Origin of the sequence: Vallitalea okinawensis, assembly GCF_002964605.1 — a bacterium.
In the GTDB taxonomy this organism is placed as follows: Bacteria; Bacillota; Clostridia; order Lachnospirales; family PQDH01; genus Vallitalea_A; species Vallitalea_A okinawensis.
In genome coordinates this window covers 164,164-181,440 of record NZ_PQDH01000003.1, presented here as the reverse complement: position 1 = coordinate 181,440, position 17,277 = coordinate 164,164, and the positions used below count along the sequence as shown (strand labels likewise).

Below are 17,277 nucleotides of genomic sequence, written 5' to 3'. Positions count from 1 at the left end.
AGAATGTTCACTAATCAGATCAACCTACTGCCCAGGACAAGGAGACTCCGACCTTTCCTTAGCGATAGGGGATTCATTATTTAGGAGGAAGAAAAATGGATAAAGCTAAAAAACAAGAAATTATTGGAAAATTCGGTAGAACAGCTACTGATACAGGTTCTCCAGAAGTACAAATTGCTTTATTAACAGAGAGAATCAATCATTTAACTGAGCATTTAAAAATGCACAAAAAAGATCACCATTCAAGAAGAGGTTTATTAAAAATGGTAGGTCAAAGAAGAGGTTTATTAGGATATCTTAAAAAGAAAGATATTGAAGGTTACCGTAACTTAATTAAAGAGTTAGGTTTAAGAAGATAATCAAATTAAAACGACGTGGAGCGGGGAATACTCCGCTCCATTTTTTACATTTTTTAAAAATAGCAAGTATATCCAACCAATGATAAGATATAATGATGAAGTTAACTTAAAATTTTCATCATCAAAGTTACAAAATTGTCAATACTATTAATATAGGTAACTTCATAATGAAATTACCTCAGTTGAGTTTTGCAACGATTAAGAAATTTGTCAATACTTAAAGAATAAAATAAATAAATGTACAGGTTATGAGAGGAGTGAATTTATGTCTCGTATTTTTGAAATGGAGTTAGCAGGCAGAAAATTAACCGCTGAAGTAGGAAAGTATGCAGAACAGGCTAGTGGCGCAGTTATGCTTAGATATGGTGATACCGTTGTTATTTCTACAGCAACTGCATCCGATAAGCCAAGAGAAGGCATTGACTTTTTTCCACTAAGTGTAGACTATGAAGAAAAACTATATGCTGTAGGTAAAATACCAGGTGGTTTTATTAAAAGAGAAGGTAGACCTTCTGAAAATGCCATTTTAACAGCAAGAGTAATTGACCGTCCAATACGACCATTGTTTCCAAAGGATTATCGTAACGACTGTTCAATCGTGAACACAGTTTTATCAGTAGATCAGGATTGTAGTCCAGAAATCATTGCGATGATTGGTTCATCGATTGCATTATCAATATCTGATATTCCTTTTAAAGGACCAATTGGTGGTGTATCTGTTGGGTATGTAGATGGTGAGATTGTTATTAATCCGACTGTTGCTCAGAGAGAAAAAAATAAATTACAATTAACCGTTGCTTCTACTAAGGAAAAGGTCATGATGATTGAAGCTGGTGCTGAAGAGATACCTGAAGATCTAATGATCGAAGCTATTTTTAGAGGACATGAAGAAAATCAGAAAATTGTTGAATTTATTGAAGAAATGGTAAGAGAAGTAGGAAAACCTAAACATGGTTATGAATCTGCTGATGTACCTAAAGAGGCTTATGAGAAAGTAAAAACATTCATTGGTGATAAGAGAATGGAAACAGCTGTTTTCACTGATGTAAAACAAGTTAGAGAAGAGCAAATGGGTGCCCTTAAAGAAGAGGTTAGAGCTCATTTCGAAGAGTTAGAAGATGAAGAAGTACTCAATAACCTTGGTGAGTGCATCTACAAATTCCAAAAAGAAACAGTTCGTCGAATGATATTAAGAGATCAAAAACGTCCTGATGGTCGTACTATTGATAAAATTCGTGAGTTAAAAGCTGAAGTAGATATTATTCCTCGTACACACGGGACTGGCTTATTTAGCAGAGGACAAACTCAAGTTCTCACCATAACAACATTAGGTGCACTTGGTGAGGTTCAGGTTTTAGATGGATTAGATGAATTAGAAAATTCTAAACGCTATATCCATCATTATAACTTCCCATCATATTCTGTTGGTGAAACTCGTCCATCAAGAGGTCCAGGGCGCCGTGAGATTGGCCATGGAGCTTTAGCGGAAAGAGCTTTAGTACCTGTTATTCCTTCAGAAGAAGACTTCCCTTATGCAATTCGTCTTGTTTCAGAAGTACTAAGTTCAAATGGTTCTACTTCACAAGGTAGTATCTGTGCAAGTACATTATCATTAATGGCTGCTGGTGTACCAATTAAAGCACCTGTAGCGGGTATTTCTGTTGGTCTTGTAACTGGTGAATCTGATGATGATTACTTGATATTAACAGATATTCAAGGTTTAGAGGATTTCTTTGGTGATATGGACTTTAAGGTAGCTGGTACTCATAAAGGAATTACAGCTATTCAAATGGATATCAAGATTAATGGTTTAACAAGAGAAATTATCGAAAAAGCTATTGCTCAAACTAGAGAAGCACGTTTACACATCCTTGATGAGGTTATGTTAAAAGCGATTGAGGAGCCAAGAAAAAGCTTATCAACTTATGCACCAAAAATTTATACAACAAAGATTGATCCAGAAAAAATCAGCGAAGTTATTGGACCTCGTGGTAAAACAATTAATAAGATTATTGATGAAACAGGCGTTAAAATCGATATTAATGATGATGGTAATGTTTTTGTTTGTGGTGTTGAAGAGGCAGATGCAAGAAAAGCTATGAAAATGATTGAAGTTATTGCTAAAGAGGTTGAAGTTGGCGAATTGTACACAGTTAAAGTTGTAAGAATTGCCAAATTCGGTGCTTTTGTTGAGCTTGTTCCAGGAAAAGATGCATTGCTTCATATATCTAAAATTTCACATGAACATATTAAGAATGTTGAAGATGTATTGAAGATTGATGATGAAATTCTTGTTAAAGTTACAGAAATCGATCAGCAAGGCAGAATTAAAGTATCTCGTAAAGATGCTATGCCAAAACCTGAAAGTGAAGAATAAACATCCTATTCCAGCTTAGAGGGGACAAAATATGTTAAATATTAGTAAATTAAATAACGGCATGACTTTTGTATCAGAGCGTATTCAATTTGTACGCTCTATTGCATTAGGTATATGGATAAAAAGTGGTTCACGTTATGAAAGTGAAGAGATCAATGGTATTTCTCATTATATCGAGCACATGATGTTTAAAGGAACTGAAAAGCGTTCAGCTAAAGAGTTAGCAGAACAAATGGACCGTGTTGGTGGTCAGATTAATGCATTTACAAGTAAAGAATACACGTGTTTTTATACAGTATCTCTTGATGAACATTTTGATGATTCATTGGATATCCTGCATGACATGCTGAAAAATTCTAAGTTTACACCTCAGGATATTAACAAAGAAAAAGGTGTAATCCTTGAAGAAATAAATATGTATGAAGATGCTCCTGACGAATTGGTCATTGATGAACTTCATAGTAAGGTGTGGCAGGGACATTCTCTATCAATGCCTATTTTAGGAACAATGGAAAGTTTAGAAAATATCAATAGGGATAAGATTCTTGACTATTATAGTAACATGTTTGTTCCTGAGAATATGATTATTTGCATAGCAGGTAACTTTGATTATGACACGGTTTTAAAAATGCTCAATGAAACCTTTGGATCCTGGATTAATCAACAACCGAAAAAGAATCAAGTACTTGACGTACCCTATCACTCAACGATAACAACTAGGTATAAAGATATTGAACAAGTTCATTCTTGTTTAACTTTCAATGGCTTACCACTTGGTCATAAAGATGTTTATCCTTTATCCATCTTCAGTACCATGTTTGGTGGTGGAGTAAGTTCAAGACTATTCCAAAAGATTAGAGAAGAAGCTGGACTAACCTATTCCATCTACTCTTATACAACTAGCTTTTTAAATGCCGGATTATTTTCAGTTTTTACAGCTTTAAATCCTAATCAGTTTGAAGAGGTCTTAAAGCGTGTTGTAAATGAAGTTAATCTTATTAAAGAAACAAAGTTTACAAAGGATGAACTTGCGACTACCAAAGAGCATTTAAAAAGTAGTATTATCTTAGGCTTAGAAAGTTCCTCTAGTAGGATGTCTAGTTTAGGTAAATCACAACTTCTACTTGGTAGAGTCCGAACCCCAGACGAAATTATTGAGAAAATCAATGCTGTTACTGAGGAAGATATTTATAACACTATCCATCAAGTATTAAATTTCAATAATATTAGTATCTCTATTGTAGGTCAGACGAAGGATATTCAAGAAGAAAGGGTAAAAGAATTATGTCAGATGTCATAAAAGTATTTGTCTCTCAAACAGATGATGCTAAAGATATAGCCTTACCCAGATATATGTCAAGTGGTGCTGCTGGGATGGATATTTTTGCTGCTGTGAAAGAAGAAGTGATTCTTGAACCAGGAAAAATCAAGCTTATCCCAACTGGCTTTAAAATAGCATTGCCAGAAGGCTATGAGGCACAGATTCGTCCAAGAAGTGGACTGGCATTAAAACATGGCATAAGTCTTGTCAATACACCTGGGACTATCGATGCTGATTACCGTGGTGAAATTGGAATTATTATGATTAATTTCGGTGTGCAACCCTTTACAATTAACCGTGGTGACAGGATTGCACAGATGGTTATTAATAAATTTGAAACTGTAAATTTTATATCTGTTGATGAATTAGAACAAACAGAACGTGGGCAAGGTGGCTTCGGGCACACTGGTCAATAAAGAATGGGGAACCATTCTTTTTTTAGTGCAGGAAATTACTGCGTTTTGCTCGCAAGAAACCATACTTTCCTGCACATACTTGAAAGGTGACGCTAGACACTTTTCTTGTGGTGCCCTCTTTCCCAAAGATATGATTAATCAGATAGCACTCATACAAGCATATCTTTCATAAATTAAAAGTATAGATGCATGGAAGGCTATAGTATGATAAAACAATATATTTCGCTTTTTGAAATAGATAAGGGGGTAGAAGGTGGATATAATGCTTAAAAAAATTCTAGTTTTGGGTGGTGACTTGAGAGTGGTCTATTTGGCCAATCACTTATCCTTAAATAATCAAGTCTTTACTTATGGTCTTGAGCACGATGAATTAACTGATGCTGTCGCGAAAGTTTCAGATTTATCTGGTGCCTTTGACATGGTTATTGGTCCAATCCCATTGTCTAGAGATAACATATATTTAAACTGTCCTACGATTAAAGAAAAAATTAAGTTGGAAGAGATAAAAAAACTCTGTGATACCTTATTGATAGGATGTAAGATACCCGAGAATTTAAGAAATCATCTTGTAAGTGAAAATGTTTCTGTAATAGATATTTTAGATAGAGATGATTTCGCTATAGCTAATGCATTACCAACAGCTGAGGGTGCTATACAAATAGCTATGGAAAATACACCATTTATATTAACTGGTACGCCATGTTTAGTACTTGGATTTGGTAGATGCGGTAAGATATTAGCAGAAAAATTAAAAGGACTAGGTGCTAAAGTAACTGTAGAAGCGAGAAAAGTTAAAGATATTGAATTTATTTTAGCTTATGGGTACAATGCGCTTCCTCTTCATGAACTTACTGAAAATATATCAAAATATGCTATTATCTTTAATACCATTCCACATGCAATCTTAAATGAAGAAAGATTGGCTTATGTAAAAAAGGACTGCTTAATTATCGACTTGGCGTCTAAACCTGGTGGAACTGATTTTGATGCTGCGACTCAAAGAGGGATAAAAGCTATATTAGCACTAGGGTTACCAGGTAAATGTGCACCGAAAACAGCTTCAGAAATTATATATCGCTGTATACTCAATATATTGGATGACATATAAATAATCAGATTGAAAGTATAAGCAGTTTCTGTGTATTTAAAATTCATGAAAAGGAGGTAGAACATGGAATTTAAGGGGAAGAGAATTGGAGTAGCTATCTGTGCATCTTGTTGTACCTACCATAAAGTTAAAAAATATATCAAGCAATTAATGGATTTAGGGGCTGAAATTACAGTCATTATATCCCATCATGCCGTGGAATTTGATACTAGATTTGGAAAGGGATGTGATTTGGCTATTGAATTAGAGGAGTTAACTGGACGTCCAGTTTTAAAGACCATTGTAGACGTGGAGCCTATAGGTCCTAAAGGATTGTTAGATGTACTTGTTATAGCACCGTGCACAGGAAATACATTAGCTAAATTGGCTAATGCCATAACAGATACATCTGTTGTCATGGCAGGAAAATCCATGTTAAGAAATGAAAAGCCTGTTGTGATATCTCTCTCAACTAATGATGCACTAGGTTTAAATATGAAAAATATTGGTGTTCTCATGAATACTAAGAATGTCTATTTTGTACCCCTGGGTCAAGATAATCCTAATAGGAAACCTAATTCTATGTCAGCTGATTTAGAATTGGTCATTCCTACAATAGAATCGGCATTAGAAGGTGAACAGTTACAACCCGTTATCATTCAGTATAAAAAAAAGTAGCTCCGCTACGCCTTCTTTAGAAGTTTGTGTCGTTAGGAAAGTTCCTTAGCATCAATTAAACGATTTCAGATTAATTGATTGAATTATACGACTTTCCTATAAGATAAAAGTAAGACCTCAAGAATTGTACTTGAGGTCTCAGTAGATTTTCATATAGGATCTAACTTTTTCTTTCCATCCATTCCGTCTTTATGATATGATAATAGAGGACTAATAATATTGAACTCTAATTATTCACTATAATTCATTAATGCTATGCACCGTTTTTGAACCTCTAAGCATCCTTGCAATTTAAAGATGAACTCTCCGGATGTAATCTTAAATTGTAAGAACACTTATGAATCCAAAATCAGCACATATCTTCAATGTTTATGTGAATAATTCGGGTTATTTATGAAAAATAATAAGTAACTAATATAGATAGATTTCTAGAGTAGGAATTAGGAGGTTAGTATGAGTATAATTGTTCAGAAATTTGGGGGGACTTCAGTAGCTTCTGATGAAAGTCGTGAACGAGTTCTTGATAAAATTATAAAAGAAAAAGATGCAGGTAATAAGGTTGTCATAACTGTTTCGGCTATGGGAAGAAAAGGCAGCCCATACGCTACAGATACTCTCATTAGTTTGGGAACGGATTTAAAGCCAAGAGAAATGGACTTATTGATGTCATGTGGAGAATTGATTTCTGCTTCAGTAGTTGTTAATGGACTAATGAGGAGAGGGTATAATGCATGTGTTTTAACAGGGGCTCAGGCGGGTATCCTAACAAATGAAACCTATAATGATGCTAATATTTTAAGGGTTAATCCTCAACGTATTGTAAATGCTCTAAGTGATGATATTATTCCGGTTATTGCTGGATTTCAAGGGATGAGTGAATTTGGTAATATTACAACTTTGGGAAGAGGAGGCAGTGATACAACAGCTGCCATACTTGCTGAAGCCATTAGTGCAGATGAGACCCATATTTATACCGATGTTGATGGGATCATGACAGCTGACCCAAGAGTTTGTAGAGAGGCCACTGTTATTGATGCTATTTCTTATAGCGAGGTATTTCAGATGGCGGATAGTGGTGCAAAGGTTATACATCCTAGAGCTGTTGAAGTTGCGAGACGTTCGGGTATTCCGCTTTATATAAAAAATACATTTAGTAATGCAGAAGGTACAGCTATAATTCATTGCCCCAAACCTGGTAGTATTGTCTTAGAAGGGAATGAATGTAAATTGATTACCAGTATAGCTCATCTGAATGATCGTGTTCAATTCATCATAGAAGAAGGACCAAGTGACGATGCTTTTATATTCCCACTCTTAGCCGATAAAGGGGTAAGCATCGATATTATTAATATTTTTCCTTCTAGAAAAGTCTTTACAGTAGATAAAAAGCAAGTCTGGATTGTTTCAGAAGTTTTAGAGCAAAACAAAATTACTTATGAAACAATAGAAGATTGCTCAAAAGTTACTATAATTGGTGAAAGAATGACAGGAGTTCCTGGTGTTATGGCAAGAATTATAACATCTTTACAAAAAGAAAAGATTCCATTACTTCAAACTGCTGACTCACTTACTACGATTGCATGTTTGATTCATAGCAAAGATCTTGAAAGAGCCGTATCCGTTTTACATAGAACCTTTGACTTAGCATAGCAGTATAAATAGTTCCTCTTTGTAAATACTAATAACTAGTTAGCAGAGAGGAGTTTTTTTATGGATGAAGAAAGGTTAGATATTACCAATGAAAAGGAAAATAAAGAAAATAGTAAAGAAGCTGAAAATATAGAGAAGTTGGGTACTACTAATGTTCCAGAAGGAAAAGATAACTTACACTGCCTGACTATAATTGGACAAATAGAGGGACATATGACACTACCTCCACAAAACAAAACCACAAAGTATGAACATATTTTACCACAGCTAGCAGCGATAGAAGATAATCCTAAAATAGAAGGTGTTCTCATTCTCATCAATACTGTTGGAGGAGATGTAGAAGCTGGATTAGCTATTGCTGAAATGATCGCTTCTCTAGGGAAGCCAACAGTATCCTTGGTTCTAGGTGGTGGACATTCAATTGGTGTTCCATTAGCTGTATCAGCAAAATACTCCTTTGTTGCTCCGAGCGCAACAATGACCATTCATCCAATACGTATGAACGGATTGGTTATTGGTGTAGCACAAACCTTTGAATACTTTGAAAAGATGCAAGAACGAATTGTAGACTTTGTTGTGAGAAATTCTAAAATATCCAATGAACGATTCCGAGAGTTGATGCTAGATACTGGAATGCTAGCTAAAGATGTTGGGACCATTGTTGTAGGTGAAGAAGCCGTTAAAGAAGGATTAATTGATGAACTAGGCGGACTAAAAGATGCTATGGAAAAACTAAATGAACTCATAGATTTAGAAAAAGACAAAGGTGATGAACATCATGATGTATAGTATTTATCCCATTACATTCGAAGACTATATCCCATCTCATCAAATGGAGTATAAAACCATGATGGTTAATGGAGTCATGTTGGAATATTATCAGGATTTGGAAGGGCGAAAAGTTATTAATCGACTTGTAAGTTCTTCCCTTAATGCCTATCTAGACAAAAATTTTCAGCCGGGATCATATATTGAAGAATGAATTTAAAGTTTATAAAACTCTCCCATTAATTAAGTGTACAAAACTAGAAAAAAATGATATAATATTTTTGACTTACTGGTGTTAGCTTCTTGCTAGCACCTTATATGTTTCTTCTAGAGGTGCATGTTACCTTCTAGCCATACATAGTTGTTTAATAGAATGGGAGTTTTAATCATGTCAATAATTCAAGCAATAATTTTAGGAATCGTACAAGGGATAACAGAATTTTTACCTATAAGTAGTTCAGGACATCTAGTAATTTTCCAAGAAATCTTGGGAATGGACATGGATGGGACAGTTACTTTCGAAGTTATTCTTCACGTAGGAACTTTACTTGCAGTCATTGCTGTGTACTTTAAAGATGTTATCATGTTGATACGAGAAGGTATAGGTCTTGTTTTTGATTGCATCAAGCTAATGGTTCAGACGATTACAAGCTCAAAAGAAAAAATTTCTTTAGTACGTACAGAGGATAGAAAATTAACCGTAATGGTTATTGTTGCTTCCATTCCAACAGCTTTTGCAGGACTTATACTAGAAGACCTATTGACAGCTCATCTTATGCAACTGTTTACTGTTGGTATAGCTCTACTTGTTACAGCAACTATCTTACTTTATACGGATAAAGTTGGGAAAGGTAAGAAGCAAGTCCGAAAAGCTACATATGGAGACGCCTTCATCATTGGTTTATTTCAAAGTGTTGCCATAACACCAGGAATAACACGATCTGGTTCAACAATTTTCGGAGGTTTATTACGAGGCTTTGATAAGGAATTTGCTATCCGCTTTTCATTCTTATGTTTCCTACCAGCTGTAGGAGGCGCAGCTTTATTAAAGTTTTTTGATTTATCTATGGTAGATATACAAACAAATGGTGCTGCTTATCTATCAGGGCTAATTGCATCAGCAATTGTAGGTTTTATTTGCATTAAAACATTATTAGTGATGCTTAAGAAAAATAAATTTCATTATTTTGCATATTATTGTTATGCAGCTGGATTAGCAGCAATTGTATGGGATTTATTTGTTCGATAGTGAACAGTGAGAATAATCTAACCATTAACTAATTTGAAAAGTGTTAGATAAATTAATAGGGATAAAAATTTGGTGGGAATGCTTGCATTTCCATCAGTTTGATACGAAAGATTCAGGAGTGGTGATATGCCTAAAAAGAAAAGCAGTAGTAGCAGTAGTAGTAAGAAAAAAAGCAAAAGTGTAATGAATCAGAAACTAAAAAATGAAATTATAATGATTGCTGCATTTGTCCTTTCAATTATCATTGCAGTTAGTGTATATACTGTTGATGGTGCAGGTGTTGTGGGGACCTTAATTAAGCAACTCTTCGTTGGATTACTTGGGTTTTCAGCATATATTTTACCCGTATATATTGTAACATTAACAGCTATTATATTATTTGATAAATTTCAAGGTAAAATAAAAGTTAAATACATAGTAACATCCTTTTTTCTTATCGTGCTTTCAACAGGAGCACATATTATTCATAAAAGTAGTGAAGCAGCTATTCCGGTAGATAAATTTACAGAGTATTTTGAGATAGCAAGTTGGCAAAACGGTGGATTAATTGGTGGACTTTTAGGAGATTTAATGGTCAATCTATTAGGTTTCTGGGGTTCCAGCTTAATTATATTAGCTTTGAGTCTCATCTATATCATATTGCTGACGGAAAAATCATTCTTTAAGGTAGTATCTTATTTGGGCGAAAAGATACATCAAGGCGTAAGTGCACGCGTTGAAGAGAGTAAGAAAAATCAAGAAGAAAAGAAGAAGACTAAAAAACAGAGAGAAGTTATCGTTAAAGGTATAGAAGCTGAAGAAAAAGCACAAACCAAAGAAGTAAGTAATGTAGTGACAAATGACCATGCTTATAAACAGACAAATGAACTAGAAGAAAAGAAGAATGTGGAAGATCTGACTGTTGAGCCTTTTGGTGACAGTGAACAGTTAACGGTAGTTGACATGCCCGTTGTTGTAGAAAATAAACCTAAAAAGGTTGAAAAAGCTCCAGTACAACCTACTGATATTACGATTAATTCAACAAATATTGTTTATGATTACCCACCGGTTAACCTTTTGAATAAGAATCCACAAACTTCTACCATGGATTCAAGAAATGAATTATTGCATAATGCTAGAAAGCTTGAGCGCTCCCTTGAAAGTTTTGGTGTTAAAGCAAAGGTGGTGCAAGTTAATAAGGGACCTACTGTAACACGATATGAGTTACAACCTGGTGAAGGTGTTAAGGTGAGCAAAATAGCTAATCTTGCTGATGATATTGCTCTTAATTTAGCTGCATCGGGTGTTCGTATCGAAGCACCGGTACCTGGAAAAGGTGTTGTCGGTATTGAGGTTGCCAATAAAGATAAGCAAACGGTCTTCTTAAGAGAAGTTATCGATAGTTTAAAGTTTAATAAATTCCCTTCAGATGTTGCCTTTGGATTAGGGAAAGATATTGACGGTAGTGTTGTTGTTGCTGATATTGCAAAAATGCCTCATTTATTAGTTGCCGGAGCTACTGGCTCAGGTAAGAGTGTGTGTATAAATACTCTTATTACGAGTATTCTATATAAATCGCATCCGAAGGATGTAAAACTTATTTTAATTGATCCAAAAGTAGTTGAGCTTAGCGTGTACAATGGTATTCCTCACTTGCTCATACCTGTAGTAAATGATCCTAAAAAAGCAGCAGGGGCTCTTAATTGGGCTGTTAGTGAGATGACATCTCGATACAAAAAGTTTGCAGAATTAAGTGTACGTGATGTTAAAGGATTTAATAAGGCTATTGAAGGGGCTGCAGATTGTAACTATGAAAAAATGCCTCAGATTGTCATTGTCATTGATGAGTTGGCTGATTTAATGATGGTTTCGCCTAAGGATGTTGAAGAGGCTATTTGTCGATTAGCACAAATGGCAAGAGCTGCAGGTATCCATTTGGTTATTGCAACTCAACGACCTTCTGTTGATGTCATCACTGGAGTTATTAAAGCAAATATCCCATCAAGATTAGCTTTCGCAGTATCTTCAGGTACAGATTCACGAACAATACTGGACATGAATGGTGCAGAGAAATTACTTGGTAAAGGTGATATGTTATTTATGCCAATAGGCGCACAGAAACCTATCCGCATCCAAGGCGCGTTTATTTCTGATAAAGAAGTAGAAAACATCGTGTCTCATGTAAAAAAAGATATTGAAGTAAATTATAATGATGATGTTCTGGAAGAAATTTCTGCAGGTGTATCTACAATTGGTGGGACTGGCTCAGATGAAAATGACGAACATTTAGAACAGGCTATTGAACTAGTTGTTGATAAGCAAAAAGCTTCTATATCCATGTTACAGCGATCCTTCAGAATAGGATTCAACCGAGCAGCAAGATTGATGGAGGATATGCACGATAGGGGTATAGTAGGACCAGAGGAGGGGAGTAAACCTCGCCGCGTACTGGTAACGAAAGATCAGTTAGAAGCCATGAAACAAAGCGAATAACATTCCCGCTGTTATATGCTTATAGGAGGTATGAAAATGAAAACTGATATTCAAATTGCAAGAGAAGCCAATATGGTCCATATTAAAGAGGTAGCAGCAAAATTGAACATTTCTGAAGATGATTTAGAGCTTTATGGTAAGCATAAAGCCAAATTAACAGATGAGTTATGGGATAAGGTGAAGGATAATCAAGATGGCAAACTTGTTTTAGTAACAGCCATTAATCCAACACCTGCTGGAGAAGGTAAAACTACAACTACCGTTGGGTTAGGGCAAGCAATGGGTCAATTAGGTAAGAAAGCTATTATCGCCTTACGAGAACCATCTTTAGGACCTTGTATGGGGATTAAAGGTGGCGCTGCTGGTGGAGGATATGCTCAAGTTGTTCCTATGGAAGACATTAATCTCCACTTTACAGGTGATATTCACGCAGTTAGTATTGCCAATAATTTATTATCAGCAATGATTGACAATCATCTTCAACAAGGTAATACTTGTGGTCTAGATCCTAGACAGATAACTTGGAAAAGAGTTGTTGATATGAATGACCGTGCCCTTAGACAAATTGTCGTGGGTCTAGGTGGCCGAACACAAGGAGTGCCAAGAGAAGATGGGTTCATGATCTCTGTTGCATCAGAAGTAATGGCAATTCTTTGTTTGGCAAAGGATTTAGAGGATCTAAAAAAACGTCTTGGTGATATTATTATTGGATATACTTATGATGGAAAACCTGTTACAGCGAGAGATATTAAAGCTGAAGGTGCAATGACAGTATTACTTAAAGATGCTCTTAAGCCAAATATTGTTCAGACTTTAGAAAACACACCTTGTTTGATGCATGGTGGTCCGTTTGCAAATATTGCTCATGGTTGTAACAGTGTTAGGGCAACTAATACAGCGTTAAAGTTAGCGGATATCGTTATAACGGAAGCTGGTTTTGGGGCTGATTTAGGAGCAGAGAAATTCTTAGACATCAAATGCCGTAAAGCAGGTTTAAAACCTGATGCTATTGTACTTGTTGCAACGGTAAGAGCATTAAAATATAATGGTGGCATCAAAAAAGACATGTTAAGTGAAGAAAATGTTGAAGCGGTTGAAAGAGGTTTTGTCAACCTAGAAGCGCACATTGATAACCTTCATAAATTTGGTGTTCCAGTAGTTGTTACGTTAAATGAGTTCCCAACAGATACAGATGCAGAAGTAGCTTTTGTTAAAGAAAAGTGTGAAGCTTTAGGTTGTGAGTTTGCCGTATCACGGGTATGGGCTGAAGGAGGAAAAGGTGGTATTGAATTAGCTGAGAAAGTTGTAGCTACACTAGAAAATAAACCATCTAATTTCCAGTTTATATACGATGATGAAGCTTCTATTCAAGATAAAATTAATGCTGTAGCAAAAGAGATATATGGTGCAGAGGGTGTCAATATTTTACCAGCTGCTATGAAGCAAATCAAGAGATTAGAGGAATTAGGTTTAGACCGATTACCAATCTGTATTGCTAAAACTCAATATTCTTTATCTGATAATCCTAAGTTATTAGGTCGACCAAAGGGCTTTGAAATTTCGGTTAGAGAAGTTAAAGTTTCTGCAGGTGCTGGTTTTATTGTTATCATAACTGGAAACGTTATGACCATGCCAGGGTTACCAAAAAGACCAGCTGCTGAGCAGATTGACATTAATGATGAAGGTCAAGTGATAGGTTTATTCTAAGGGGGAAGCTTATGTCCATGTTAATTAACGGGAAGGAAACTTCCAAGAAGATTAAAGAGGAACTGAAGAATCAAGTAACTGATATGATAGAGGCGGGGATGGAAGCCCCAACTTTAGCAGTAGTCTTAGTAGGTGATGACCCTGCATCACAAGTTTATGTTAATCATAAGAAAAAGGGTTGTGCTTTTGTAGGAATACGTTCTTTAGCATATGAAATGCCAGAGACAACTTCAGAAGAAGAGCTTTTGGAACTCATTGATGAATTAAATGAGCGACAAGATGTACATGGCATTCTTGTTCAGTTACCTTTACCAAGGCATATTGACGAGGAAAAAGTACTCTTAGCTATTGACCCTCTTAAAGATGTAGATGGGTTTCACCCATTTAATGTAGGCTCTCTTAGTATAGGTCGAGAATGTTTTAAGTCCTGTACACCTGCAGGGATTATTGAACTCCTTAAAAGATATGAATTAGATATCGAAGGGAAGAACTGTGTTATAGTAGGACGAAGTAATATTGTAGGGAAACCTATATCAATGATGCTTCTAGCTGAAAACGGTACAATAACTATATGTCACTCCCGGACAAAAGACTTAAAAGGTGTATGTAAAAAAGCAGATATACTTATAGCTGCCATTGGGCGTGCAAAGATGATTAATAGAGACTATGTTAAAGAAGGTGCTGTTGTCATTGATGTTGGTATTAACCGCTTAGATAACGGTAAACTCTGCGGAGATGTAGACTTCGATGATGTTAAAGACATTGCAGAAGCTATAACACCAGTACCAGGTGGTGTTGGCCCAATGACCATAGCCATGCTCCTCAAAAACTGTGTCATCTCAGCCAAAAAACATCAAGAATAGAACATTAAAAGCCGCTGTCTAAGCGGCTTTTTCCATGGGAAGGATTTGTAATTTAGTATTGAAGACAGTAATTAACCGTCCTATACAATAAATAATGTAGTTATGCACATTATATACTTATAGCTTCAATAAGAAATTCACTTCAATAAATCAACTCAGAAAGCATGTAGGGTGTACTATGGAGCAGCGAGCCATGGAGGGCGAGTCTTGCAGTCTAAGACATGGACGTCTTTTCTGCAAGCGTAATAGTACTCCCTTTATGCTTGACCCATTTTAATAAATCGCTGTTAATTGTTTTAGATAATCACACTTAGGCTTGAAAAATAAGCCAAAATAGTCTATTATAATGTAGTAAATATACTCAAGGGAGGATTCATTTTGTCGATCAAAATATCATTTACATCTTTAGGTTGTGACAAGAATTTAGTAGATAGTGAAGTAATGCTTGGATTAATTGATGAAGAAGGTTATAAAGTTGTCAGTGACGATGCTATAGCCGATGTCATCATTGTCAATACATGTTGTTTCATAAATGATGCTAAAGCAGAAAGTATTGAAAATATATTAGAGCTTGCAGAATACAAAGAAACAGGAGAATGCAAAGCTTTAATCGTTACAGGTTGTATGGCTGAACGTTATAAAGAAGAAGTCTTCAATGAACTTCCAGAAGTTGATGCCATTGTAGGTACGGGAAGCTATGAAAAAATCATTGAAGTCATTAAAGAAACCTTAGAAGGAAATAAAGTACAGCGATTTGATAGCATCGATATAACCAGTGAAGGTAGAAGAAAACGACTTATATCAACACCCGGTTATTTTGAATACATTAAAATAGCTGAAGGATGCGATAACTTCTGTACTTACTGCATTATTCCTCAACTACGTGGTAAATATAGAAGTAGGAAGATAGAGGATATCGTTGAAGAAGCCAGAGAACTTGTAGAACAAGGTGTTAAAGAAATTATTCTCGTTGCTCAAGATACAACAAGATACGGTATCGACTTATACGGTGATAAGAAACTACATGTATTATTAGAAGAACTTTCTAAAATTGAAGAATTGAAGTGGATTCGATTAATGTATTGTTATCCTGAAGAAATTAATGATAACTTAATTGAAGCTATTAAAAATCTAGACAAAGTTTGTAACTATATTGATATGCCTATACAGCACGCAAACGATCGCATACTTAAACGCATGGCTAGAAGAAGTAATCAAGAAAAATTGCGTAAAGTTATTGGGAAACTACGTCAGGAAGTACCGGATATTTCACTTCGTACAACTCTTATTACAGGCTTCCCTGGGGAAACAGAAGATGACTTCAACGATATGCTACAATTTGTCAAAGATATGCGTTTTAATCGACTAGGCGTCTTTACTTATTCTCAAGAAGAAGGAACAAAAGCAGCAGAGTTTGAAGAACAGATTGATGATGACATCAAAGAAAGACGTAAAAATGCCATCATGGAAGCTCAAAAGATAATTAGTGAAGAGCTATCTAAAGAGCAGGTAGGGAGAGAACTAGATACTATTATTGATGGTAAATTACCAGAAGAAGATCATGTCTATTGTGGTCGAACTTATATGGATTCACCAGATATTGATGGCTATATCTTCGTCAATTCAGAGCGTACTTATATGTCTGGTGATTTTACTAAAGCAAAGGTAGTTGGATCTTATGAGTATGATCTCATTGGGGAGGAAATAGAATGAATATAGCCAACAAATTAACAATCTTACGTATGATTTTAGTACCTTTTTTCATTTTCTTTTTTATAACAGATATGGTTGAACAACCAATGGGGCGCTACATTGCTCTTGGTATATTTATTATTGCATCTTTAACGGATTTTCTTGACGGGTATTTAGCGAGGTCACGTAATATGGTCACCACATTTGGTAAGTTCATGGACCCGCTAGCAGATAAGCTTTTAGTTGTTTCTGCTTTGGTAAGCTTAACATTTTTAGGAGAATTATCTCCTTGGGTTGTTATGATTATTATTGCGCGTGAGTTTATCATCAGTGGCTTTAGGCTAGTTGCTGCATCTGAAGGGATTGTTATTGCAGCGAGTTGGTGGGGGAAGATTAAAACAGCAACACAGATGTTTATGATCATTTTATTACTATTTAATATTGATAACCCAACTGTTAACCTTATTGAAGTTGTACTTATTTGGGCAGCAGTAATTTTAACAATAGTATCACTTGTGGACTATTTGGTAAAGAATAAACACGTTCTAACTTTTAAATAAGAAACTATGAAAATGCGATTTAGATTAAGCTTCTAAATTGCATTTTTTAAAATAAGCTATTACAACCCAAATTATTCA

Annotated in this window: 15 protein-coding genes; all 15 read left to right on the top strand. The window is 35.3% G+C overall.

Features of this window, described 5'->3' with window-relative positions; genetic code table 11:
• Nucleotides 1-95 precede the first annotated feature (95 nt).
• The 15 genes from rpsO (at nt 96) to pgsA (ending at nt 17,199) form a co-directional block, all read left to right on the top strand.
• Nucleotides 96-359: a 30S ribosomal protein S15 gene (gene rpsO, locus C1Y58_RS10335; protein ID WP_105615964.1), complete on the top strand. Its 264-nt coding sequence runs from the start codon at nt 96-98 to the stop codon at nt 357-359.
• 265 nt (nt 360-624) lie between these two features.
• Nucleotides 625-2,736, top strand: coding sequence for a polyribonucleotide nucleotidyltransferase (locus tag C1Y58_RS10330; protein ID WP_105615963.1), 2,112 nt, complete (start codon nt 625-627; stop codon nt 2,734-2,736).
• Nucleotides 2,737-2,767: 31 nt separating this feature from the next.
• Nucleotides 2,768-4,036 carry a M16 family metallopeptidase gene (locus C1Y58_RS10325; protein ID WP_105615962.1) on the top strand — a complete coding sequence of 423 codons (1,269 nt, stop codon included), beginning with the start codon at nt 2,768-2,770 and terminating at the stop codon, nt 4,034-4,036.
• Nucleotides 4,021-4,473 carry a dUTP diphosphatase gene (gene dut / locus C1Y58_RS10320; protein WP_105615961.1) on the top strand — a complete coding sequence of 151 codons (453 nt, stop codon included), beginning with the start codon at nt 4,021-4,023 and terminating at the stop codon, nt 4,471-4,473. The genes C1Y58_RS10325 and dut overlap by 16 nt, the downstream gene beginning before the upstream one ends.
• Nucleotides 4,474-4,735: 262 nt before the next feature.
• Entirely contained in the window at nt 4,736-5,581 is an 846-nt protein-coding gene (dpsA, locus tag C1Y58_RS10315) for a dipicolinate synthase subunit DpsA (protein WP_170311570.1), read from the top strand.
• 63 nt (nt 5,582-5,644) lie between these two features.
• A complete protein-coding gene (locus C1Y58_RS10310) occupies nt 5,645-6,238 on the top strand; it encodes a dipicolinate synthase subunit B (RefSeq protein ID WP_105615959.1) in 594 nt (197 codons plus the stop codon).
• A gap of 453 nt (nt 6,239-6,691) precedes the next feature.
• Nucleotides 6,692-7,888: an aspartate kinase gene (gene dapG, locus C1Y58_RS10305; protein ID WP_105615958.1), complete on the top strand. Its 1,197-nt coding sequence runs from the start codon at nt 6,692-6,694 to the stop codon at nt 7,886-7,888.
• A 60-nt stretch (nt 7,889-7,948) separates the two neighbouring features.
• Nucleotides 7,949-8,677 (top strand): ClpP family protease, encoded by a 729-nt coding sequence (locus C1Y58_RS10300; RefSeq protein WP_105615957.1) that lies wholly within the window; start codon nt 7,949-7,951, stop codon nt 8,675-8,677.
• Complete coding sequence (locus C1Y58_RS10295; RefSeq protein ID WP_157950044.1) at nt 8,667-8,870, top strand: YlzJ-like family protein; 204 nt, start codon at nt 8,667-8,669, stop codon at nt 8,868-8,870. The genes C1Y58_RS10300 and C1Y58_RS10295 overlap by 11 nt, the downstream gene beginning before the upstream one ends.
• Before the next feature lie 174 nt (nt 8,871-9,044).
• On the top strand, nt 9,045-9,905 hold the full coding sequence (locus tag C1Y58_RS10290) for an undecaprenyl-diphosphate phosphatase (RefSeq protein WP_157950043.1): 861 nt from the start codon (nt 9,045-9,047) through the stop codon (nt 9,903-9,905).
• Nucleotides 9,906-10,031: 126 nt separating this feature from the next.
• Nucleotides 10,032-12,377, top strand: coding sequence for an FtsK/SpoIIIE family DNA translocase (locus tag C1Y58_RS10285; protein ID WP_105615954.1), 2,346 nt, complete (start codon nt 10,032-10,034; stop codon nt 12,375-12,377).
• A 36-nt stretch (nt 12,378-12,413) separates the two neighbouring features.
• Nucleotides 12,414-14,084, top strand: a complete 1,671-nt coding sequence (locus tag C1Y58_RS10280; RefSeq protein WP_105615953.1) for a formate--tetrahydrofolate ligase — start codon at nt 12,414-12,416, stop codon at nt 14,082-14,084.
• 11 nt (nt 14,085-14,095) lie between these two features.
• A complete protein-coding gene (gene folD / locus C1Y58_RS10275; RefSeq protein ID WP_105615952.1) occupies nt 14,096-14,947 on the top strand; it encodes a bifunctional methylenetetrahydrofolate dehydrogenase/methenyltetrahydrofolate cyclohydrolase FolD in 852 nt (283 codons plus the stop codon).
• Nucleotides 14,948-15,331: 384 nt separating this feature from the next.
• On the top strand, nt 15,332-16,660 hold the full coding sequence (rimO, locus tag C1Y58_RS10270; protein WP_105616480.1) for a 30S ribosomal protein S12 methylthiotransferase RimO: 1,329 nt from the start codon (nt 15,332-15,334) through the stop codon (nt 16,658-16,660).
• A complete protein-coding gene (gene pgsA / locus C1Y58_RS10265) occupies nt 16,657-17,199 on the top strand; it encodes a CDP-diacylglycerol--glycerol-3-phosphate 3-phosphatidyltransferase (protein ID WP_105615951.1) in 543 nt (180 codons plus the stop codon). Before rimO ends, pgsA begins: the two co-directional genes overlap by 4 nt.
• The last annotated feature ends 78 nt before the right edge of the window (nt 17,200-17,277 follow it).

What these genes read in the sequence shown, in the direction of transcription:
- rpsO (WP_105615964.1), top strand. Translation starts at nt 96, where the DNA reads ATGGATAAAGCTAAAAAACAAGAAATTATTGGAAAATTCGGTAGAACA.
- C1Y58_RS10330 (WP_105615963.1), top strand. Translation starts at nt 625, where the DNA reads ATGTCTCGTATTTTTGAAATGGAGTTAGCAGGCAGAAAATTAACCGCT.
- C1Y58_RS10325 (WP_105615962.1), top strand. Translation starts at nt 2,768, where the DNA reads ATGTTAAATATTAGTAAATTAAATAACGGCATGACTTTTGTATCAGAG.
- dut (WP_105615961.1), top strand. Translation starts at nt 4,021, where the DNA reads ATGTCAGATGTCATAAAAGTATTTGTCTCTCAAACAGATGATGCTAAA.
- dpsA (WP_170311570.1), top strand. Translation starts at nt 4,736, where the DNA reads ATGCTTAAAAAAATTCTAGTTTTGGGTGGTGACTTGAGAGTGGTCTAT.
- C1Y58_RS10310 (WP_105615959.1), top strand. Translation starts at nt 5,645, where the DNA reads ATGGAATTTAAGGGGAAGAGAATTGGAGTAGCTATCTGTGCATCTTGT.
- dapG (WP_105615958.1), top strand. Translation starts at nt 6,692, where the DNA reads ATGAGTATAATTGTTCAGAAATTTGGGGGGACTTCAGTAGCTTCTGAT.
- C1Y58_RS10300 (WP_105615957.1), top strand. Translation starts at nt 7,949, where the DNA reads ATGGATGAAGAAAGGTTAGATATTACCAATGAAAAGGAAAATAAAGAA.
- C1Y58_RS10295 (WP_157950044.1), top strand. Translation starts at nt 8,667, where the DNA reads ATGATGTATAGTATTTATCCCATTACATTCGAAGACTATATCCCATCT.
- C1Y58_RS10290 (WP_157950043.1), top strand. Translation starts at nt 9,045, where the DNA reads ATGTCAATAATTCAAGCAATAATTTTAGGAATCGTACAAGGGATAACA.
- C1Y58_RS10285 (WP_105615954.1), top strand. Translation starts at nt 10,032, where the DNA reads ATGCCTAAAAAGAAAAGCAGTAGTAGCAGTAGTAGTAAGAAAAAAAGC.
- C1Y58_RS10280 (WP_105615953.1), top strand. Translation starts at nt 12,414, where the DNA reads ATGAAAACTGATATTCAAATTGCAAGAGAAGCCAATATGGTCCATATT.
- folD (WP_105615952.1), top strand. Translation starts at nt 14,096, where the DNA reads ATGTCCATGTTAATTAACGGGAAGGAAACTTCCAAGAAGATTAAAGAG.
- pgsA (WP_105615951.1), top strand. Translation starts at nt 16,657, where the DNA reads ATGAATATAGCCAACAAATTAACAATCTTACGTATGATTTTAGTACCT.